General features: G+C 58.7%; 19 protein-coding genes. 3 read left to right on the top strand and 16 right to left on the bottom strand.

Annotation, left to right across the window (positions count from 1 at the left end):
- The 7 genes from ACLD1X_RS28205 to ACLD1X_RS28235 all read right to left on the bottom strand — a co-directional run.
- The coding region (locus ACLD1X_RS28205) for a hypothetical protein (RefSeq protein WP_429373481.1) at nt 1-80 on the bottom strand (80 nt) is incomplete at its 3' end.
- The gene (locus tag ACLD1X_RS28210) at nt 77-958 is read right to left on the bottom strand and encodes an ABC transporter permease subunit (protein ID WP_429373483.1); all 882 of its coding nucleotides are present in this window, start codon (nt 956-958) and stop codon (nt 77-79) included. The genes ACLD1X_RS28205 and ACLD1X_RS28210, both read right to left, overlap by 4 nt.
- A gap of 35 nt (nt 959-993) precedes the next feature.
- The gene (locus ACLD1X_RS28215) at nt 994-2,136 is read right to left on the bottom strand and encodes an ABC transporter ATP-binding protein (RefSeq protein ID WP_429373446.1); all 1,143 of its coding nucleotides are present in this window, start codon (nt 2,134-2,136) and stop codon (nt 994-996) included.
- Nucleotides 2,137-2,209: 73 nt separating this feature from the next.
- Nucleotides 2,210-3,307, bottom strand: a complete 1,098-nt coding sequence (locus ACLD1X_RS28220; protein ID WP_429373448.1) for a polyamine ABC transporter substrate-binding protein — start codon at nt 3,305-3,307, stop codon at nt 2,210-2,212.
- Between the two features lie 187 nt (nt 3,308-3,494).
- Nucleotides 3,495-4,604, bottom strand: coding sequence for a polyamine ABC transporter substrate-binding protein (locus tag ACLD1X_RS28225; RefSeq protein WP_429373450.1), 1,110 nt, complete (start codon nt 4,602-4,604; stop codon nt 3,495-3,497).
- A 187-nt stretch (nt 4,605-4,791) separates the two neighbouring features.
- On the bottom strand, nt 4,792-6,156 hold the full coding sequence (locus tag ACLD1X_RS28230; RefSeq protein WP_429373452.1) for an aspartate aminotransferase family protein: 1,365 nt from the start codon (nt 6,154-6,156) through the stop codon (nt 4,792-4,794).
- Between the two features lie 59 nt (nt 6,157-6,215).
- The gene (locus ACLD1X_RS28235) at nt 6,216-7,574 is read right to left on the bottom strand and encodes a glutamine synthetase family protein (RefSeq protein ID WP_429373454.1); all 1,359 of its coding nucleotides are present in this window, start codon (nt 7,572-7,574) and stop codon (nt 6,216-6,218) included.
- 667 nt (nt 7,575-8,241) lie between these two features.
- On the opposite strand from ACLD1X_RS28235, the gene ACLD1X_RS28240 reads away from it, so the two are divergent.
- Complete coding sequence (locus tag ACLD1X_RS28240; RefSeq protein WP_429373456.1) at nt 8,242-9,618, top strand: glutamine synthetase family protein; 1,377 nt, start codon at nt 8,242-8,244, stop codon at nt 9,616-9,618.
- A 204-nt stretch (nt 9,619-9,822) separates the two neighbouring features.
- A complete protein-coding gene (locus ACLD1X_RS28245) occupies nt 9,823-10,461 on the top strand; it encodes a TetR/AcrR family transcriptional regulator (protein ID WP_429373458.1) in 639 nt (212 codons plus the stop codon).
- Nucleotides 10,462-10,580: 119 nt separating this feature from the next.
- Here the strand turns inward: ACLD1X_RS28245 and ACLD1X_RS28250 are convergent, their stop codons facing one another.
- The 9 genes from ACLD1X_RS28250 to ACLD1X_RS28290 form a co-directional block, all read right to left on the bottom strand.
- Entirely contained in the window at nt 10,581-10,796 is a 216-nt protein-coding gene (locus ACLD1X_RS28250) for a TOBE domain-containing protein (protein WP_007967989.1), read from the bottom strand.
- 33 nt (nt 10,797-10,829) lie between these two features.
- Nucleotides 10,830-11,636 (bottom strand): aliphatic sulfonates ABC transporter ATP-binding protein, encoded by an 807-nt coding sequence (gene ssuB / locus ACLD1X_RS28255; RefSeq protein WP_429373464.1) that lies wholly within the window; start codon nt 11,634-11,636, stop codon nt 10,830-10,832.
- Entirely contained in the window at nt 11,633-12,415 is a 783-nt protein-coding gene (gene ssuC, locus ACLD1X_RS28260; RefSeq protein WP_429373466.1) for an aliphatic sulfonate ABC transporter permease SsuC, read from the bottom strand. The genes ssuB and ssuC overlap by 4 nt, the downstream gene beginning before the upstream one ends.
- A gap of 9 nt (nt 12,416-12,424) precedes the next feature.
- Nucleotides 12,425-13,573 carry an FMNH2-dependent alkanesulfonate monooxygenase gene (ssuD, locus tag ACLD1X_RS28265; protein ID WP_111282858.1) on the bottom strand — a complete coding sequence of 383 codons (1,149 nt, stop codon included), beginning with the start codon at nt 13,571-13,573 and terminating at the stop codon, nt 12,425-12,427.
- A 26-nt stretch (nt 13,574-13,599) separates the two neighbouring features.
- Nucleotides 13,600-14,580: a sulfonate ABC transporter substrate-binding protein gene (locus tag ACLD1X_RS28270; RefSeq protein ID WP_429373469.1), complete on the bottom strand. Its 981-nt coding sequence runs from the start codon at nt 14,578-14,580 to the stop codon at nt 13,600-13,602.
- An 89-nt stretch (nt 14,581-14,669) separates the two neighbouring features.
- Nucleotides 14,670-15,263: an NADPH-dependent FMN reductase gene (ssuE, locus tag ACLD1X_RS28275; RefSeq protein ID WP_429373471.1), complete on the bottom strand. Its 594-nt coding sequence runs from the start codon at nt 15,261-15,263 to the stop codon at nt 14,670-14,672.
- A 507-nt stretch (nt 15,264-15,770) separates the two neighbouring features.
- On the bottom strand, nt 15,771-16,409 hold the full coding sequence (locus tag ACLD1X_RS28280; RefSeq protein ID WP_429373473.1) for a peroxiredoxin: 639 nt from the start codon (nt 16,407-16,409) through the stop codon (nt 15,771-15,773).
- A gap of 291 nt (nt 16,410-16,700) precedes the next feature.
- Nucleotides 16,701-18,044, bottom strand: coding sequence for an OprD family porin (locus ACLD1X_RS28285; RefSeq protein WP_429373475.1), 1,344 nt, complete (start codon nt 18,042-18,044; stop codon nt 16,701-16,703).
- Between the two features lie 413 nt (nt 18,045-18,457).
- Complete coding sequence (locus ACLD1X_RS28290) at nt 18,458-19,798, bottom strand: OprD family outer membrane porin (RefSeq protein WP_429373477.1); 1,341 nt, start codon at nt 19,796-19,798, stop codon at nt 18,458-18,460.
- 365 nt (nt 19,799-20,163) lie between these two features.
- Here ACLD1X_RS28290 and tauA point away from each other — a divergent pair, with 365 nt between their 5' ends.
- Entirely contained in the window at nt 20,164-21,153 is a 990-nt protein-coding gene (gene tauA, locus ACLD1X_RS28295) for a taurine ABC transporter substrate-binding protein (protein ID WP_429373479.1), read from the top strand.
- Nucleotides 21,154-21,209 lie beyond the last annotated feature (56 nt).

A 21,209-nucleotide genomic window follows, 5' to 3' on the forward strand; every position in this document is an offset into this window, starting at 1 on the left:
ATCACCAGGATCAGCATCGGCAGGTAGATGAACAACAGACCCAGTACCAGCATCAGGCTGGAGAAACGGAAGCGCTTCATTCTTTACCCTCCATTTCCTTGGCCTGACTGCGGTTGAACAGGATGATCGGCACAATCAGGATCGCCAGCATCACCACCGCCAGGGCGGACGCCACCGGCCAGTCACGGTTGTTGAAGAACTCTTGCCAGAGCACTTTACCGATCATCAGGGTTTCCGGACCGCCAAGCAGTTCCGGGATCACGAACTCGCCCACCACCGGGATGAACACCAGCATGCAGCCAGCGATGATGCCGTTTTTCGACAGCGGCACGGTGATTTTCCAGAAGCTGTTGAAGGTGCTCGAACCCAGGTCCGACGCGGCCTCCAGCAAGCTGTGGTCATGCTTGACCAGGTTGGCGTACAGCGGCAGGATCATGAACGGCAGGTAGGAATAAACCACGCCGATGTAGACCGCCAGGTTGGTATTGAGGATCTGCAGCGGCTCATTGATCCAGCCCATGCTCATCAGGAAGCCGTTGAGCAGGCCGTTGTTGCTGAGGATACCCATCCACGCATAAACGCGAATCAGGATCGCAGTCCAGGTCGGCATCATGATCAGCAGCACCAGCACCGTCTGCACTTCCTTGCGGGCAACGGAGATGCCGTAGGCCATCGGGTAGCCGATCAACAGGCAGAGGATGGTGCTGAAAAACGCCATCTTCAACGAGCCGAGGTAAGCGGCGATGTACAGCTCGTCACCGCCCAGCATTGCGTAGTTACCCAGGTTCAGCAGCAACTGCAGCTTCTGCTCGGCGTAGCTGTAGATTTCGGTGTACGGCGGAATGGCCACGTCTGCTTCGGCGAAGCTGATCTTCAGGACGATGAAGAACGGCAGCATGAAGAACAGGAACAGCCAGATGAATGGAATGCCGATGACCATCTGACGGCCACCGGGAATTATTCGACTGAATCGGCGTTTGAGTTTGCGCATGTTCATGAGCGAAGTACCACGCCGCTGTCGTCTTCCCAGTACACGTAGACCTGATCACCCCAGGTCGGACGCTGCCCGCGACGTTCGGCGTTGGCCACGAACGACTGCACCAGCTTGCCGCTTGGCAGTTCGACGTAGAACACCGAGTGCCCGCCCAGGTAGGCAATGTCGTGCACCTTGCCGCTGGACCAGTTGTACTGGCAGGTCGGCATTTCGGCGGTGACCAGCAGTTTTTCCGGACGGATCGCGTAGGTGACCGACTTGTCCTGCACCGAGGTGCTGATGCCGTGACCGACGTAGATCTGGCGGTCCAGGTCCTTGCAGGTGATGGTTGCGTGGCCTTCGGCGTCTTCGATCACTTCGCCTTCGAAGATGTTCACGTTACCGATGAATTCGCAGACCAGGCGGCTGGTCGGGGTTTCGTAGATGTCGATCGGGCTGCCGATCTGGGCGATCCAGCCCAGGTGCATGATCGCGATGCGCTCGGCCATGGTCATGGCCTCTTCCTGGTCGTGGGTCACCATGACGCAGGTTACGCCGACGCGCTCGATGATCTCCACCAGCTCCAGCTGCATTTGCGAGCGCAGCTTCTTGTCCAGTGCGCCCATCGGCTCGTCGAGCAGCAGCAGCTTCGGGCGCTTGGCCAGGGAGCGGGCCAGGGCCACGCGCTGACGCTGACCGCCGGACAACTGGTGCGGCTTGCGCTTGGCGTATTGGCTCATCTGCACCAGCTTGAGCATTTCGGCCACGCGGGCATCGATTTCAGCGTTCGGGATCTTGTCCTGCTTGAGGCCGAAGGCAATGTTCTGCGCCACGGTCATGTGCGGGAACAAGGCGTAGGACTGGAACATCATGTTGATCGGCCGCTCGTAGGGCGGCATGTCGGTGATGTCTACGCCATCGAGGAAAATGCGTCCCTCCGTGGGCCGTTCGAAACCGGCGAGCATGCGCAGCAGAGTGGATTTGCCCGATCCCGAACCGCCGAGCAGGGCGAAAATTTCGCCTTTCTTGATTTCCAGGGACACATCGTCCACGGCAATCGTCTCGTCGAACTTCTTCGTGACCCGGTCGATTTTGACCAGCACCTGTTTAGGTTGCTGGTCGCCCTCGAGGGCTTTCTTATAGGCGCCGGAGGCAACTGCCATTTACGAAACTCCCGAAAAAAAAGAGTGCAGTTCGCTCAAGGTGAGCCAACCTTGGATAGTTTGAGCCTTGAAACTATTTACCCGACTTTACCTTGGTCCAGCTGCGGGTCATCAAGCGTTGTATGTTTGGAGGTAACTCGATGGACACGTAGGTCTTGTCGAGCACTGCCTGCGGTGGATAAACCGCTTCGTCGGTACGAATGGACTGTTCCATCAGTTTGTCCGACCCCGGATTAGGGTTGGCATAGCCGACGTAATCACTGACCTGGGCAATCACCTCAGGCTTCAGCAAATAGTTGATGAAGGCGTGGGCCTGCTTGACGTTGGCCGAGTCCTTCGGAATCGCCAGCATGTCGAACCAGAGCGCGCCGCCCTCTTTCGGGATCGAGTAGGCGATGTTCACGCCTTTCTTGGCTTCTTCGGCACGGTGCTTGGCCTGGAAGATGTCACCGGAGAAGCCGATCGCCACGCAGATATCGCCGTTGGCCAGATCCGCGATGTACTTGGAAGAATGGAAGTAGGTCACGTAAGGGCGCACGGACAGCAACTTGTCTTCGGCCTTTTTGTAATCGTCAGGGTTGGTGCTGTTGGCATTGAGGCCCATGTAGTTGAGCACTGTCGGCATCATTTCATCGGCGGAATCGAGGAACGCCACGCCGCAGCTGTGCAGCTTCTTGATGTTTTCCGGCTCGAACAGAACGCCCCAGGAGTCGATCTTGTCGACGCCCAGCACAGCCTTGACCTTCTCGACGTTGTAACCGATGCCGTTGGTGCCCCACAGGTACGGCACGGCGTACAGGTTGCCCGGATCGTTCTGCTCCAGGCGCTTGAGCAGCACCGGGTCGAGGTTGGAATAGTTCGGCAGCTGCGCCTTGTCGAGCTTCTGGAATGCCCCGGCCTTGATCTGTTTGCCGAGGAAGTGGTTCGACGGCACAACCACGTCGTAGCCGGTACGCCCGGCCAGCAACTTGCCTTCCAGGGTTTCGTTGGAATCGAAGACGTCGTAGACCGGCTTGATTCCGGTCGCTTTCTGGAAGTCGGCCAGGGTGGTCTCGCCGATGTAATCCGACCAGTTATAAATATGCACAGTGCTGGCGGCCTGGACACTGACAGCAATCGTCAGCCCGGCAGCAGCCAGCATGGCATTGCGCAACATAGAAAAAATAGGCAAGTGGAGGTCCTCTGAAATTAGTTGGGCCCAAGTTGCCCCGCGTTACATGACAACCGTGATTGCCCAGCAACAAAACCGGCGCGCAACTTACCCTCGAAAAACCGTTCCAGCAAAACTTTTGTCATTTAATTCAACCTGTTGTCGCCATCACCCGGATGACGACAACAGGCTATTGCATCAAACCGGCTTATTTACCGGATTTGATCTTGGTCCAGCTGCGGGTCATTTCACGCTGGGTCGCCGCTGGCAGGTCGGCGATGGCATACAACTTGGCCTGCACATCGGCTGGCGGGTAGATGCCTGGATCGCTGGTGATGTCTTTTTCCACCAGGGCCGTTGCAGCGGCGTTACCGTTCGGGAAGCGTACGGCGTTGGTGATACCGGCCATGACTTCAGGCTTCTGCAGGAAGGTCATGAACTTGTAGGCACCCTCGACGTTCTCGGCATCCTTGGGAATGGCGACCATGTCGAAGAAGCTGCCAGCGCCTTCTTTCGGAATGGCGTAGCTGACCTTGACCTTGTCACCGGCCTCTGCGGCACGGGACTTGGCCTGCTGGACGTCACCCGAGTAGCCAACCGCTACGCAGATGTTGCCGTTGGCCAGGTCCGAGATGTACTTGGACGAGTGGAAGTAGGTGATCGAAGGACGAATCTTGAGGAACAGGTCCTCGGCTTTCTTGATGTCTTCTTTCTTCTGGCTGTCGGTTGGCAGGCCCAGGTAGTGCAGCGCGACCGGGAGCATTTCGGTCGGCGAATCGAGGAAGCTCACACCGCAGCCCTTGAGCTTGGCGATGTTTTCCGGCTTGAGCAGCACGTCCCAGGAGTCGATGGTGTCGACGCCCAGCGCAGCCTTGACCTTCTCCGGGTTGTAACCGATGCCGATCGAGCCCCACATGTACGGGAAGGCGTGTTTGTTGCCAGGGTCACTGACCGATACGGCCTTGAGCAGGTCCTGGTTCAGGTTTTTCCAGTTAGGCAGCTTGGACTGGTCCAGCTCCTGATACACACCGGCCTTGATCTGCTTGGCCAGGAAGTTGTTCGACGGCACGACCACGTCGTAGCCGGACTTGCCCGCCAGCAGTTTGGCTTCCAGAGTCTCGTTGCTGTCGAATACGTCGTAGACGACCTTGATCCCCGACTCCTTCTCGAAGTTCGCGATGGTGTCCGGTGCAATGTAGTCGGACCAGTTGTACACGTGCAGTACTTTGTCATCGGCCTGAACCGCGCCCGCCATCAAGCCCGTCAGGGACATGGCAAGAAGAGTCTTGCCAGCGAGCTTTTTACCTAGTGCCTTCATGCGTAATGCTCCAAATTTTTCTTTTTTGAACCACTTGTTCAGCGACCGAACCCGGGCAACTGGAACCGCGGCTAGTCTGGCAAGATCCACATCGGTCTTTCAAGGAAAGGCCACGCTTTCTGACAGCTCTGAGCGAAAGTAGCTGTTTTGATACAAACCCCGGCAACTCTCGCTCAAAGCCTAGCACTTAGCCCTGCAATGCACTCAGGGTCAGGTCAAGGCACTTGCGAGCCTTGGTCACCAGCTCATCGATTTCCGCCGGGGTGATCACCAGTGGCGGAGCGATGATCATGGTGTCGCCGACTGCGCGCATGATCAGGCCATTGTCGAAGCAGAACTGACGGCAGATCATGCCGACGCCCTTGCCCTCGTAACGCTTGCGAGTGGCCTTGTCCTGGACCAGTTCGATGGCCCCCAACAGCCCCACCCCGCGAACTTCGCCCACCAACGGGTGATCGTTGAGTTCCCGCAGACGCTTTTGCAAATACGGTGCCGTTTCCGACTTCACGCGCTCGACAATTTTCTCGTCGCGCAGGATACGGATGTTTTCCAGCCCCACAGCCGCCGCCACCGGGTGTCCGGAGTAGGTGAAACCGTGGTTGAAGTCGCCGCCTTCGTTGAGTACTGCGACCACTTCGTCACGCACGATCAGGCCACCCATCGGGATGTAGCCCGAAGTCAGGCCCTTGGCGATGGTCATCATGTCGGGCTTGAGGTCGTAGAAATCGGTGCCGAACCACTCGCCGGTGCGACCGAAACCGCAAATCACTTCGTCAGCCACGAACAGGATGTCGTACTTGGCGAGGATTTCCTTGATGCGCGGCCAGTAGGTCTCTGGCGGAATGATCACGCCGCCGGCGCCCTGGATCGGTTCGGCAATAAAGGCACCGACGTTGTCGACGCCGACTTCCAGAATTTTCTCTTCCAGCTGGTTGGCTGCCCAAATACCGAACTCTTCCGGCGTCATGTCGCCGCCCTCGGAGAACCAGTACGGCTGGGCAATGTGGACGATGCCCGGGATCGGCAAGTCGCCCTGTTCGTGCATGTACGTCATGCCACCCAGGCTCGCGCCGGCCACGGTGGAACCGTGATAGCCGTTCTTGCGGCTGATGATGACCTTCTTGTTCGGCTGGCCCTTGATCGCCCAGTAGTGACGAACCATACGCAGCATGGTGTCGTTGCCTTCAGAGCCGGAACCGGTGAAGAACACGTGGTTCATGCCTTCTGGCGCGATGTCGGCGATGGCCTTGGCCAGTTCCAGTACCGGCGGGTGCGCCGTCTGGAAGAACAGGTTGTAGTAAGGCAGCTCGCGCATCTGTTTGCTGGCGGCATCGGCCAGTTCATCGCGACCATAACCAATCGCGACACACCACAGGCCGGCCATACCGTCGAGGATCTTGTTGCCTTCGCTGTCCCAGAGGTAAACACCCTTGGCGTTGGTGATGATCCGCGGGCCTTTCTCTTTCAGCTGCTTGAAGTCGCTGAACGGAGCCAGGTGGTGATCATTGCTCAAGGTTTGCCATTCACGGGTTTGCGGATTGTTGCTGGTCATGTGAATCTCCTAAAAAAATCAGGTGAAAGTGCTGCCTGACAACGACAGCACCCGGCGCATCAGACGGCAAAGAGCAGGAATTCCCTTTCCCACGAACTGATGACGCGCTTGAAGTTTTCATGCTCGGCCCGCTTGACCGCGACGTAGCCAGTGATGAAATTTTTGCCCAGGTAACGCTCGATGGTCGCGCTGTTTTCCATGCGTTCCAGCGCGTCCTCGATGGTGAGCGGCAGGCGCAGGTTGCGGCGTTCATAGCCGCGCCCCACCACCGGCGCACTCGGGTTCAGGCCTTCGACCATGCCGATGTAGCCGCAGAGCAGGCTCGCGGCAATCGCCAGGTAAGGGTTGGCATCGGCGCCCGGCAGGCGGTTTTCCACCCGACGGTTTTGCGGCCCGGCATCCGGTACCCGCAGGCCCACCGTGCGGTTTTCTTCGCCCCACTCCACGTTCACCGGTGCCGAAGTGTCCGGCAGGAAGCGGCGGAACGAGTTCACGTTCGGGGCGAACAACGGCAACAGTTCGGGAATGAGTTTCTGCAGGCCACCGATGTGGTGCAGGAACAACTGGCTCATGGTCCCGTCGTCGTTGGAGAAAATGTTCTTGCCGGTCTCGATGTCGATGATGCTCTGGTGCAAGTGCATGGCACTGCCCGGCTCGCCGGTCATCGGCTTGGCCATGAAGGTCGCGGCCACGTCGTGCTTGAGCGCCGCTTCGCGCATGGTGCGCTTGAACACCAGGATCTGGTCGGCCAGGGACAGGGCATCGCCGTGACGGAAGTTGATTTCCATCTGCGCCGTGCCGTCCTCGTGGATCAGCGTGTCGAGGTCCAGGTCCTGCAGTTCGCACCAGTCGTAGACGTCTTCGAACAGCGGATCGAATTCGTTGGCCGCTTCGATGGAGAACGACTGACGACCGATTTCCGGGCGGCCGGAGCGACCGATCGGCGGCTGCAGCGGGTAGTCCGGGTCGTCACTGCGCTTGGTCAGGTAGAACTCCATTTCCGGCGCCACGATTGGCTGCCAGCCTTTGTCGGCATAGAGTTTCAGGACTTTCTTGAGCACGTTGCGCGGCGACAGCTCGATCGGGTTGCCTTGCTTGTCGTAGGTATCGTGGATGACGATGGCGGTCGGCTCGATGGCCCACGGCACCAGGTACACCGCGCTCTGGTCAGGCCGGCAGATCATGTCGATGTCGGCCGGGTCGAGCAGTTCGTAATAGATGTCGTCTTCGACGTAATCGCCGGTCACAGTCTGCAACAACACACTTTCTGGCAGACGCATGCCTTTTTCGGCGATGAATTTGTTGGTCGGCGAGATCTTGCCCCGGGTAATCCCGGTCAAGTCGGCGATCATGCATTCGACTTCTGTGATCTTGTGGTTTTTCAACCAATCGGTGAGCTGGTCGAGGTTGTTACTCATAAATGCCTCTAGGCTTGAGTTGTCCGACCCTTTCGGGGTCAGGCGCTGTTTGACGCATCGGCGTCGCGTTGTAGAGCGTTTGCACGACAGATTATCGTGTTTGCCAACACTGCTGCAGAGGCCGGGCGTGCAGAATCGCGAGCGTTGCCCTGAACGATGTTCAGGCCGCTATTGTGAATCGGTTCTATATTGAATGGAGTAACCGTAATGGGGGTGCCATCGCGACCGTCCAGAATATCGGACGGGGACGGACGAGCCGTCAGGGACGGGAGGATCACCGCAATCGCTGAGGTCATGGAGCGGACGGGCCTGTTACCACTGACGTGATAAACATGCCGACCGACCTGTCTTGAGCAGTCGGTGATGCCGATTATCGGCAGGCGAGACATGAAGCACCCCGGTATTATTGCTGTTATGGGTTTGATTCGAGCTTAGCCTTGTTCATTTTTTTACACAACACCCCCGTAAAAAATACAACACGGCCCGCTCAAGCTCGCGGCCAGCGCCAGGTCCGGCAGAGTAAAAACGCTCCAAAGTGCCTCAAAAAAGCCACACGAGCGCTTTTTTAGGGCAAAAAAGGCCTCGCTTGACTTCGGCATGCCGTTCGGGTTGACTGAAACCAGAAAAGATCAATGATTGATATTTTTAACAACAAAGGTGTTGCATCATGTCGGTACCCCCGCGTGCCGTTCAGCTTAACGAAGCGAACGCGTTCCTTAAGGAACATCCTGAGGTTCTGTACGTTGACCTTCTGATTGCGGATATGAATGGTGTGGTGCGCGGCAAGCGCATCGAACGCACCAGCCTCCACAAGGTTTACGAGAAAGGCATCAACCTGCCGGCCTCTCTATTTGCTCTGGATATCAACGGCTCCACGGTGGAAAGCACCGGTCTGGGCCTGGACATCGGCGACGCCGATCGAATCTGCTATCCAATCCCCGATACCCTGTGCAACGAGCCATGGCAGAAGCGCCCTACCGCGCAACTGTTGATGACCATGCACGAACTCGAAGGCGAGCCATTCTTCGCCGACCCGCGCGAAGTGCTGGCCAATGTGGTGCGCAAGTTCGACGAAATGGGCCTGACCATCTGCGCCGCGTTCGAACTGGAGTTCTACCTGATCGACCAGGAGAACGTGAACGGTCGTCCGCAACCGCCTCGCTCGCCGGTTTCCGGCAAACGTCCGCACTCGACACAGGTCTACCTGATCGACGACCTCGACGAATACGTCGACTGCCTCCAGGACATTCTGGAAGGCGCCAAAGAGCAAGGCATCCCGGCTGACGCCATCGTCAAGGAAAGTGCCCCGGCGCAGTTCGAAGTCAACCTGCACCACGTGGCCGACCCGATCAAGGCCTGCGACTACGCGGTCCTGCTCAAGCGCCTGATCAAAAACATCGCCTACGACCATGAGATGGACACCACCTTCATGGCCAAGCCGTATCCAGGCCAGGCAGGTAATGGTCTGCACGTCCATATCTCGATTCTTGATAAAGATGGCAAGAACATTTTTGCCAGCGAGGATCCCGAGCAGAACGCCGCACTGCGTCACGCGATCGGCGGTGTGCTCGAGACCCTGCCGGCGCAGATGGCCTTCCTCTGCCCGAACGTCAACTCCTACCGTCGTTTCGGCGCACAGTTCTATGTGCCGAACTCGCCGAGCTGGGGCCTGGACAACCGTACCGTGGCCCTGCGCGTTCCAACCGGCTCCGCCGACGCGGTGCGTCTGGAACACCGCGTGGCCGGCGCCGATGCCAACCCGTACCTGCTGATGGCTTCGGTATTGGCGGGTGTGCACCACGGTCTGACCAACAAGATCGAGCCTGGCGCTCCGGTCGAAGGCAACAGCTACGAGCAGAACGAGCAGAGCCTGCCGAACAACCTGCGCGATGCCCTGCGCGAGCTGGACGACAGCGAAGTCATGGCCAAGTACATCGACCCGAAATACATCGATATCTTCGTGGCCTGTAAAGAGAGCGAGCTGGAGGAGTTCGAACACTCCATCTCCGACCTCGAGTACAACTGGTACCTGCATACCGTTTAAGTGGTTGCAGTAAAAAAGGAACGCCGCCGGCCTGATAGCTTGCGGCGTTTTTTTTATGGTGGACCGAGATGGATTCATCGCGAGCAGGCTCGCTCCCACAGGGGAACGCATTTCAATGTGGGAGCGAGCCTGCTCGCGAAGGCGGCTTGGAAGACAACACGCAACCCGCCTCGTACAATGCCCGCTGCCCCGCAGGAGACTCCAATGACGCGCACCGCCACCCCCCGCAAACCCCGCGCACGCAGCCAGGCCCGGATCGACTCGATACTCGATGCCGCCCGCACGCTGTTGGCCGCCGAGGGCGTGGCCAGTCTGTCGATCTACAGCGTCGCCGAGCGCGCGGAGATACCGCCCTCCTCGGTCTACCACTTCTTCGCCAGCGTACCAGCCTTGCTTGAAGCCTTGACCGCCGATGTCCACGCCGCCTTCCGCGCCTGCCTGCAAGCCCCCATCGATCACCCGGCCTTGAGCAGCTGGCGCGACCTGTCGCGACTGGTGGAGCAACGCATGCTCGACATCTACGCAGCAGACGCCGCTGCCCGCCAACTCATCCTGGCCCAGCACGGCCTGACCGAAGTCACCCAGGCCGACCGCCAGCACGACATCGAGTTGGGCGATCTGATGCACAAGTTGTTCGACCATCACTTCGAACTGCCGACATTGCCGAGCGATGTCGATGTATTCGCCTTGGCCATGGAACTGGGCGACCGGGTGTATGCGCGTTCGGTGCAGCAGCACGGGCAGATAACACCGCGCATGGCCGAGGAAGGGATGCGGGTGTTTGATGCTTATGTGGGGTTGTATTTGCCGCCGTATTTGCCCAAGCGCAGCATTCCAGCCTGATTACTTGATTGGTCTTACTGGCCTGCTCGCGAAGGCCGCACCGCCGATCGCACTGAATCACACGCACAAAAAACCCCGAAGGGCTCAAACCCTTCGGGGTTGTTGTTTACGCATGCTGCTTACAACTTGGCGATCGACACCTCGGTGGATTTCACGAACGCGATCACTTCACTGCCGACCGCCAGTTCCAGCTCCTTCACCGAACGCGTGGTGATCACTGAAGTGACGATGCCGGACGCGGTCTGCACGTCGATTTCCGACAGCACGTCGCCGAGGACGATTTCCTTGATGGAGCCTTTGAACTGGTTACGAACGTTGATGGCTTTGATAGTCATGATGTTGATTCCTGTCGTGGGATAAGACTTGAGTTATTGAGCCCAGCGCAATTGCGTAGGCAAGGGTGAAACAGGTTCCGGTTCCGGCGGCTGGCCGGGCAGCGCCAGCACGCGATTGAGCACTTCGGTTTCCAGCGCCGCCAGCCGATGGGAGCCACGGACCCGGGGGCGCGGCAGTTCGACGTGCAGGTCGAGGCCGACTTCGCCCTCTTCGATCAGGATCACCCGATCGGCAATCGCCACCGCTTCGCTGACGTCGTGGGTGACCAGCAACACGGTGAAGCCATGCTGTTGCCAGAGCCGTTCGATCAGTTGCTGCATTTCAATTCGGGTCAGGGCATCCAGCGCGCCCAATGGTTCGTCGAGCAACAGCAGGCGCGGCTGATGAATCAATGCACGGGCCAACGCCACCCGTTGCTTCTGTCCACCGGACAGTGCTGCTGGCCACTCCTGGGCGCGATCGGCCAGACCAACCGCTTCCAAAGCTTCAAGCGCTTGCGGCCGCCAGTTGCCCTTGAGGCCAAGGCCGACGTTGTCGATGATCTTTTTCCAGGGCAGCAATCGCGCTTCCTGGAACATCAGCCGCGTGTCTTCGCGCGCCTCACTCAGTGGCGCAGCACCGGCCAGCAATTCACCGCCCGTGGGCTGGTCGAGGCCGGCGAGCAAGCGCAGCAAGGTGCTTTTGCCGCAACCACTGCGGCCCACCACGGCGACAAACTGGCCGGCCGGAATGTGCAGGTCGATCTCGCGCAGCACCTGCCGCGCGCCAAAGGTTTTTTGCAGCTTGCGCACCGCCAGCGGAATACCGCGCAGCAGGCGTGGAGGTTGCTCCGCGATCATGCCGCACCTCCCTTGGCAACCTGATACGCCGGGTGCCAGCGCAGCCACACACGCTCGAGTCCACGGGCTGCGAGGTCGGCCAATTTGCCGAGCACCGCGTACAACAGGATCGCCAGCACCACCACGTCCGTCTGCAAAAACTCCCGGGCATTCATGGCCAGGTAGCCAATGCCGGAACTCGCGGAAATGGTTTCCGCGACGATCAGCGTCAGCCACATGAAACCCAGGGCGAAACGCACGCCGACCAGAATCGAAGGCAGCGCCCCTGGCAGAATCACCTGCCAGAACAGGCTGAAACCGCTCAGGCCATAGCTACGCGACATTTCCACCAACGCCGGGTCGACATTGCGGATGCCGTGATAGGTGTTGAGGTAGATCGGGAACAACGTGCCCAGCGCCACCAGGAAAATCTTCGCCGACTCGTCGATGCCGAACCAGAGAATCACCAGCGGAATCAGCGCCAGGTGCGGCACGTTGCGGATCATCTGCACCGAACTGTCGAGCAGGCGCTCGCCCCACTTCGACAGGCCGGTGATAAAACCCAGGGTCAGACCGATGCCGCCACCAATGGTGAAACCCAGCGCGGCACGCCAGCCACTGATGGCCAGGTGCGTCCAGATTTCGCCGCTGCGCACCAGGCTCACGCCGGCTTCGATCACGGCGATCGGTGCCGGCAGGATCCGTGTCGACAACCAGCCCGCCGACACACTCAACTGCCACACCGCCAGCAGCAACACCGGCAACGCCCAGGGCGCCAGGCTGTGGATGATTTTCTTCATGGCTGCGCCTCAGCTCTGGGACGCGGCTTTGGGCAGAATGTCGTTGGCGACCATCTCGCCGAACGGGCTGACGTAGCCGGCACTTTTCGGCAGCTCAGGGCGCTCGACATCGAGGTGCGGGAACAACAACTCCGCCACCCGATACGACTCTTCCAGATGCGGGTATCCGGAAAAAATAAAGGTGTCGATGCCCAGGTCCGCGTACTCCTTCACGCGGGCAGCCACGGTCGGGCCATCGCCCACCAGCGCCGTACCGGCACCGCCGCGTACAAGACCAACACCGGCCCACAGGTTGGGGCTGACTTCCAGGTTGTCGCGGTTGCCGCCATGCAGTGCGGCCATGCGTTGCTGACCGACCGAATCGAAACGCGCCAGCGAAGCCTGGGCACGGGCGATGGTGTCGTCGTCCAGATGCGAGATCAGTCGATCCGCCGCTTGCCAGGCCTCGGCATTGGTTTCGCGTACGATCACGTGCAGGCGAATTCCGAAGCGCACGGTGCGTCCGAGCTTGGCGGCTTTGGCACGGACCTGCTCGATCTTTTCCGCCACGGCTGCCGGTGGTTCGCCCCAGGTCAGGACCATTTCCACCTGCTCTGCCGCCAGGTCCTGCGCGGCCTCCGACGAGCCGCCGAAGTACAGCGGTGGACGCGGCTGCTGGATCGGCGGATAGAGCAACTTCGCCCCCTTCACGCTGATGTGCTGACCGTCGTAATCGACGGTTTCGCCTTCCAGCACGCGGCGCCAGATGCGGGTGAACTCCACGGAGGCCTGATAGCGTTCTTCGTGGCTGAGGAACAGACCATCGCCCGCCAACTCCTCCGGATCACCGCCCGTCACCAGGTTGAACAACGCACGACCACCCGACAGCCGATCCAGGGTCGCGGCCTGGCGCGCCGCCACCGTCGGGGAAATGATCCCGGGGCGCAGGGCGACAAGGAACTTCAGACGCTGGGTCACCGGAATCAGCGATGCCGCCACCAGCCACGAGTCTTCGCAGGAGCGGCCGGTGGGAATCAGCACCCCGCCAAAACCCAGGCGGTCAGCGGCTTGCGCGACTTGTTGCAGGTAGCCGTGGTCGACGGCGCGGGCGCCTTCGGCGGTGCCAAGGTAATGGCCGTCGCCGTGGGTAGGCAGGAACCAGAAGATATTGAGGCTCATTGGAGTGGTCTCCTTGGGGAATCGATTTACTGGGCTTTGGTTACTGAGCTTTGGGCCACGGCGGCCGGCGGCGTCCAGATCACGTCTTTGATGCTGAGCGGCTTTGGAATCAGCTTGAGCTGGTAAAAGCTGTCGGCGATTTTCTGCTGTGCGGCGACCACTTCCGGGGTGAGGAACAGCGCGCCGTAACCCTGGCGTTTCACCGAGGTCAGGGTGATGTCCGCCGGCAGGCCGAGCAGTGGCGACACTTGCTGGGTCACGTCCTGTGGATTGGCCCTGGACCACTCGCCCACCGCCCGCACTTCTTCCACCAGGGTCTTGATCACCTCGGGATTTTTTTGCGCGTAAGGTTTGGTCGCCAGGTAGAACTGATGGTTGTCGACGAGGCCCTGGCCGTCACGCAGGGTGCGCGCTTGCAGCTGTTGTTCGGCGGCCGCCTGGTACGGGTCCCAGATGACCCAGGCGTCGACGCTGCCACGCTCGAACGCAGCGCGGGCATCGGCCGGCGGCAGGAATACGGTCTGGATGTCGGTGTATTTGAGGCCGGCGTCTTCCAGCGCACGCACCAGCAGGTAGTGCACGTTGGAGCCCTTGTTGAGCACGACTTTCTTGCCCTTGAGCTCTGCCACCGACTTGATTGCCGAGTCCTTCGGCACCAGGATCGCCTCACTGTGCGGCGCTGGCGGTTCGTAGGCGACGTAGAGCAAATCAGCACCGGCTGCCTGGGCGAACACTGGCGGAGTTTCACCGGTGACGCCGAAGTCGATGGAGCCGACGTTCAAGCCTTCAAGCAGTTGCGGGCCACCGGGGAATTCAGTCCATTGCACGTCCACGCCTTGGGCGGCGAGGCGTTTTTCCAGGGTGCCCTTGGCTTTGAGCAGCACCAGGGTGCCGTATTTCTGATAGCCGATTCGTAGCGTCTCGGCCTGAGCTTGAGTAATGGCGCCGAAGGTGACAGCCGCAGCAAACAGAGCGACCAGACCACGACGCAAAATGACAGGGCGCATGGCGCTCTCCTTTTTGCAGTTGGGTTTTGGCTGCACCTGCTTGCCCGTTGGCGGGCGAGTAAGGCCAGTACTTCAATTTTCGGTGAGGCTTAAATGCTCCAGCGAGCACTCAACAAACGATCATTCAACAGGTTCGGATCGAGCGGCTTGGGCCGTCGCGCCATGGCGCTGGAAAACTGCTCCAGCGCTTCATGTAAACGTTGCTCCAGCTCCGGCGCCAATTGCGCCAGGGCACTGCCTTCGCCGTAAGCGATCTGGCTGTCGACGGCGAAAATCCCCTGCAGCATTTCCTGGGCCTTCAAGGCCGACAGCACCGGCTTGAGCGCGTAATCCACCACCAGCATGTGGGCGATGCTGCCGCCAGTGGCCATTGGCAAAACAACCTTGTGGCTCAGGGCGCGTTCGGGCAGCAGGTCCAGCAGGACTTTCAGGGCTCCGGAAAACGATGCCTTGTAAACCGGTGTGGCGATCAGCAGGCCATCGGCGTTTTCAATCTGTTGCAGCAAGTCGATGACCTTGGGGCTGTCGAAGCGTGCGTGCAGCAAGTCCTCGGCCGGGAAGTCCCGCACCTGATAACTCACCACTTCCACGCCCTGCTCCTGTAACCATTTCCGGGAGCGATCCAGCAGCACCCCGGAACGAGAGCGCTGACTGGGACTGCCACCGAGTGAGACAACCAGCATTCAGACGATTCCTTGCGTAGTACTGGCGATTCGCGGTTTGCGATCTCGCTTCGATGGAGTGACCTTAACAGCTGATTTATATATCCATAAATCATATTTGTTCATTTGGTTATGCATTTAAGAGATATATAAATTCACTTCTTCCAGGCAAAAAAACAGACCGTCGAAACGGCCTGAAATCCCCTGCTTTGTGGGTGCTGTTAACCGTAAAGCCTGTGGTGTCTGATCTGCCGCCTTCGCGAGCAAGCCCGCTCCCACAGTTGACCGCGTAAGCCCTTGTGGGAGCGGGCTTGCTCGCGAAAGCTTTTTCCGCCACACCACAGCAACGACTGACTTACCGGTTCGGCTGTGGCGTCAGGCGCAGGTAAGGCTTAACGGCACGATAACCCTTGGGAAAGCGCTGCTTGATTTCATCCTCATCCTTGAGCGACGGCACGATCACNAAGCCCTTGTGGGAGCGGGCTTGCTCGCGAAAGCTTTTTCCGCCACACCACAGCAACGACTGACTTACCGGTTCGGCTGTGGCGTCAGGCGCAGGTAAGGCTTAACGGCACGATAACCCTTGGGAAAGCGCTGCTTGATTTCATCCTCATCCTTGAGCGACGGCACGATCACCACCTCGTCACCGTCCTGCCAGTTGGCCGGTGTGGCCACCTTGAAGTTATCGGTGAGTTGCAGCGAGTCGATCACCCGCAGGATTTCATTGAAGTTGCGGCCGGTGCTCGCCGGGTAGGTAATCGTCAGCCGGACCTTTTTGTTCGGGTCGATCACGAACAGAGAACGCACGGTCAGGGTGTCGTTGGCATTGGGATGGATCAGGTCATAGAGGTCCGAGACCTTGCGGTCGGCGTCATCGAGGATCGGAAAGTTGACCACGGTGCCCTGGGTTTCGTTGATGTCCTCGATCCACTTGTGGTGCGACTCGACGGGGTCCACGGACAGTGCGATAGCCTTGACGCCGCGCGCCGCGAATTCATCCTTGAGCCTGGCGGTGAAGCCCAGTTCGGTGGTGCACACCGGCGTGAAATCCGCCGGATGGGAAAACAGCACGCCCCAGCTATCGCCCAGCCACTGATGGAAACGGATGATGCCGGCGCTGGAATTCTGTTCGAAATCGGGGGCGATATCGCCAAGTCTGAGACCCATGGTGCTGCTCCTTGTGAGTGCTTGATGGGTTCAACTGTGCCTGTGTTTTTTATCTATTAAAAAGAATAAATATCGATTTATTTAGATCATAAAGAAATATTAAACATCTGTTCACTGGACGTGCACACGCAACCCGCCGAACATCGGCCACAAGGTTCGAGAAGGCCTTGAGTTGCTGCAAAGAGGGAACTTCAAGGCGGGATTACGGGGGTGAACCCGTCTTGAACATGTAAAAGCCCCGCCCGGTGCAATACCGGGCGGGGCTTTTTTGTGTCGGTTACGCGAGCGCTATTACAACAGCGGGATCGAGTAGCTGACGATCAGGCGGTTTTCGTCCTGCGAACGGGTGTTCGGCAGGTCGGTGCGCCAGGTAGCGTTTTTCCACGCCAGACCCAGGTTTTTCAGCGGACCTTCCTGAACGACGTAAGCCACGCTCAGATCGCGCTCCCACTCGGAAGCACCATTGGCCGCCTCGCCACCCTTGGCGTTGATGGTGTCGATATCGTCACCGTGCAGGTACACCAGACCTGCCGTCAGGCCAGGTACGCCGACCTTGGCGAAGTCGAACGAGTAGCGTGCTTGCCAGGTTTTCTCGCCGGCACGGCCGAACTTCTGGATTTGCGAGTCAGTGATGGTGTAGTTCGACGAACCGTCGCCCTGATTCAGCCAAGGGAAGTCGCTGCTGCCATTGCTGACCTGATAACCGCCACCGAAGGTGTGACCGGCAACGCTATACAGGAACAGGCCGCTGTACAGGTTGTTGTCGACCTTGCCTTTACCGTTGGCTGCACCGCTGTAGTTGCCAGTGGTGAAGAACAGAGGGTCGTGGCCATTGGCACCGTCGTCGGAGCTGTTGAAATAACGGAAGTCCGACTTCAACACGCCTGGGCCGATAGCCCAGCTGTGAACCAGACCCAGGAAGTGTTGCTTGTAGAACTCTTCCAGGTTGCCGTAGTAGTACTGGGCAGTCAGGTCCTTGGTGATCTTGTAGTCGCCACCGGCATAGATGAACTTGTTGCTGTCGCGGAATTTGGTGCCGCGAGTGTTCGCGCCCGAAATCGACATCTGCTCATTGTTGCTGGAGTTACGGCCTTTGACGGCTTCGATCTGGCCACCGACCAGCGTCAGATCCTTGATGTCGCCGGACGTGATCTGGCCACCCTGCCAGGTTTGCGGAAGCAAGCGGCCATCGTTGGTCACGATTACCGGGTTTTTCGGCTGCAGGGTGCCCAGCTTCAGTTCGGTCTGGGAAATCTTGGCTTTGGCGGTCAGGCCCAGGCTGGAGAAATCATCTACGGCCTCGCCGTTGGATTTACTCGGGAAAACCGTGCCGCCGTAAGAGGTCGCCGTAGCGCCGTTGGTGCCACCGCCCGAATCCAGCTTGACGCCCAACAGGCCGATCGCATCGATACCGAAGCCGACGGTGCCCTGGGTGTAGCCGGAGATGAAACGCAGATCGAAGCCTTGACCCCATTCTTCGTTTTTGTTCGCACCGGCACCGTCACGGTTGTCGGTATTGATGTAAAAATTACGCAGCCCCAATGTTGCCTTGCTGTCTTCGATAAAACCCGCGGCGTTTGCCTGCTGGGCCAATACCCCGACGGCCACAGCCATGGCCAAGGTGGATTTGTTCATGTTTCGCTCCTCTCGTTTCTAGTTCTGATGTTCCTGGTCTCGAATCGATTGCCCGGGATCCTGAATGCATAATTTCGCGGCAAACCGTCTAGGCCGGTCATTTGGCGGGCCGCAGGATACATGGCATTAAAGCCAAAAAGAATTGTTTGAAGCTTTTTAATACCACTATGGAATATGACTTCCCACGGCAGAACCGAGGTATCGGCGCCAAGGCCGATTCCTGAACCTGATCAATTGTCGAGGGACGAAATTGCCAAATCCGAGCTCAGGGATGAGTGTCGGAGGACGCACTTTAGTGCGCGGATTAAAAAACTAAAAAGAATAAAAAAGAAGTAGCATCTATTTTTATGGAATATAAAGCCCGACACAAAAAAAAAGCCCCGCCAATCGACGGGGCCTTTTTCTTGTGGCTATTACATGAAGCTGTAGGTGTAGTTGAAGATCAGACGGGTCTGGTCTTGATCAAGGGTGCTGGTGTTGCCACGGTAGGTACCGTGACGCAGGGTCGTACCAAACCCTTTCAGTGCGCCCGTTTGAATCACGTAATCGATACGCGCGTCAGTCTCGTGCTCACTCAGGTCTTTACCCACACCGCTGGTTGCCTTGATGTCCTGGCCATTCAAGTAGGCAATCGAAGCTTTCAAGCCTGGCACACCCAGTGACGCGAAGTCATAGGAGTACTGACCGTACGTGGTGTTTTCACCGGCGCGGATGAAGCTGCCCACCACGGCATCGGTAAACGAGTAGAAGCTGGAGCCGCCGGCACCTTCCTGGCGACCTTTGTCATCGATCAGGCTGCCCTGGTTCAGGAACACGAAGCCGCCGTCATCGTTGACACGCTGATGGCCGAGCAGGAACGCGCTGCCACCCAGGGTATAGGTGAATGTGGCGCTCCAGGTCTTGTTATCGACCTCGCCCGGGTTCTTGGCGAAACCGTTGTTGTTGTTGAAACGGAAACCTGGGTCACCGTTCTTGCCGTCGGAGCTGCTGTCGAAGTAGCGAATATCGGTCTTGAACGACTGGTTGGCCGCGATCGGGTAGACGTGCACCAGGCCGAGGAAGTTCTGTTTGTAGAAGTCTTCCAGGTTCGCGTAGTAGTACTGCAGCAGGAGGTCTTTGGTGACCTTCCAGTCGGCACCGGCGTAACGGAACTGGTTGCTGTCCTCAGTCGCGCCAGCCACAGACAGGCCAGTGCGGTTCGAGGAGGCACGACCCGACGCGTGCTCCAGTTGACCCAGGTTGAAGGTCACGTTGTCGATTTCTTTGGAGGTGATGGTGCCACCGTCAAAGGTCTGCGGCAGCAGACGGCTGTCGTTCGCGATCAGGATCGGCATGTTCGGTGCCAGAGCGCCGCCCAGGTGGGCTTCGGTCTTCGAGAAGCGCGCCTTGACGTTGCCATCCAGACGGCTCCACTCGTCGGCCGCCTCATTGCCATCGCTCGGGAAGAACGAGTTGGCGTTACCGGTCGGGTGATGCCCCTTGCCGCCATCCAGGTGGATACCCACCAGGGCCTGGGCGTCGATACCAAAACCTACGGTACCCTGGGTGAAACCGGACAGGTAATCGAACTTCAGACCCTCAGCGGTTTCTCGCTGACGGTTAGCCGGCGTGCTCGCGCCTTCGCGCATGTCGGCGTCGTAATACATGGTGCGAGAGCTGATGGAAGCCTTGCTGTCTTCCAGGAAGCCGGCTGCGCCTGCCTGCTGCGCCAATACCCCTACGGCCACGGCCAGTGCCAAGTTGGACTTGTTCATTGTGTAGCTCCTCTCGTTTCTAATTCTTGTATTCCTGGCCTCGAGTCGACGCCCGAGATCCTAAGATGCGCGATTAGCGCCAGACCGTGACCCACAAGTCAATCGTAACTATATGTGTCTACGACCATAGTCTAATCCCCGATTTTTTGGTCCCTGCAGGGTCATGATTTCGTCATAAACCTGAAAAGAATGACTCGATTCTTTTCTAATACCGTTTAGGAATTTAGCTCCCCACTGCACGATTACCCCAGAATAGACGGTTCGGCTCATAAGCTAATTACTAAACGGTATTTATTTTTACTTTTTTAGATCGTTTAGTTTCTGACGCAATTCGGCAACAAATCCTTTACCGAAAGGCGACCCCCATGACGACCAAACGCGCACTATCCGGATCAATTGTTACAGTTTGTGTATCGCTGGCACTTTCTTTCACGGCACAGGCGGCGAACCTCACCGTCGGCTATCAAACCGGAATCGACCCGAGCAAAGTCCCCCAGGCCGATGGCCTTTATGAAAAAACCATCGGCCAGCCGATCGACTGGCGGCGCTTCAACAGCGGTCCGGAAGTGGTCACGGCGATTGCCTCGGGCGATGTGCAAATCGGCAATCTCGGTTCCAGCCCACTGGCCGCTGCCGCCTCGCGCAACCTGCCGATTGTCGCGTTCATCGTCTCGGCCCAGATCAACGCCGCCGAAGCGCTGGTGGTACGCAACGGCAGCGGCATCGAAAAACCGCAAGATCTGATCGGAAAGACCATCGCCACGCCATTCGTTTCAACCTCCCACTACAGCCTGCTCGGCGCGCTGAAGCACTGGGGCCTGGACGGTTCGAAAGTCAAAGTGGTGAACCTGCAGCCGGCGGAAATCGCCGCAGCCTGGAAGCGTGGCGATATTGATGGCGCGTTTGTCTGGTCACCCGCCCTGGGAGAAATCCGCAAGACTGGCAAGACCCTGACCGACGCTGCGCAGGTGGGCCAATGGGGCGCACCTACCTTTGAGGTCTGGGTGGCGCGCAAGGATTACGCCGAAAAACATCCTGAGGTCGTGGCCAAATTCGCCAGGGTCACCCTGGATTCGTTCGCCGACTATGCCGCCCACAAGGACCAATGGACTGTTGATTCGGTGCCCGTCCAGAAAATCGCCAAACTGACCGGCGCCAACGCCGCCGATGTACCGGAACTTTTGGCCGGTTCCGCCTTCCCGGATGCCAAGGCGCAACAGAGCACCGCGCTGCTGGACGGCGGCACGGCCAAGGCCATTGGCGAGACGGCGAAATTCCTGAAGGAACAAGGGAAGGTTGAAACGGTGCTACCGGACTATTCGCCGTATGTCAGTGCGAAGTTTGTCACCCAGTAACACCACCGCCCTCTGTAGGAGCGAGCTGAACTGGTCAAGTAATCCCAGACACCGAT

This window comes from Pseudomonas sp. 18173 (assembly GCF_050432945.1).
Taxonomy (GTDB): domain Bacteria; phylum Pseudomonadota; class Gammaproteobacteria; order Pseudomonadales; family Pseudomonadaceae; genus Aquipseudomonas.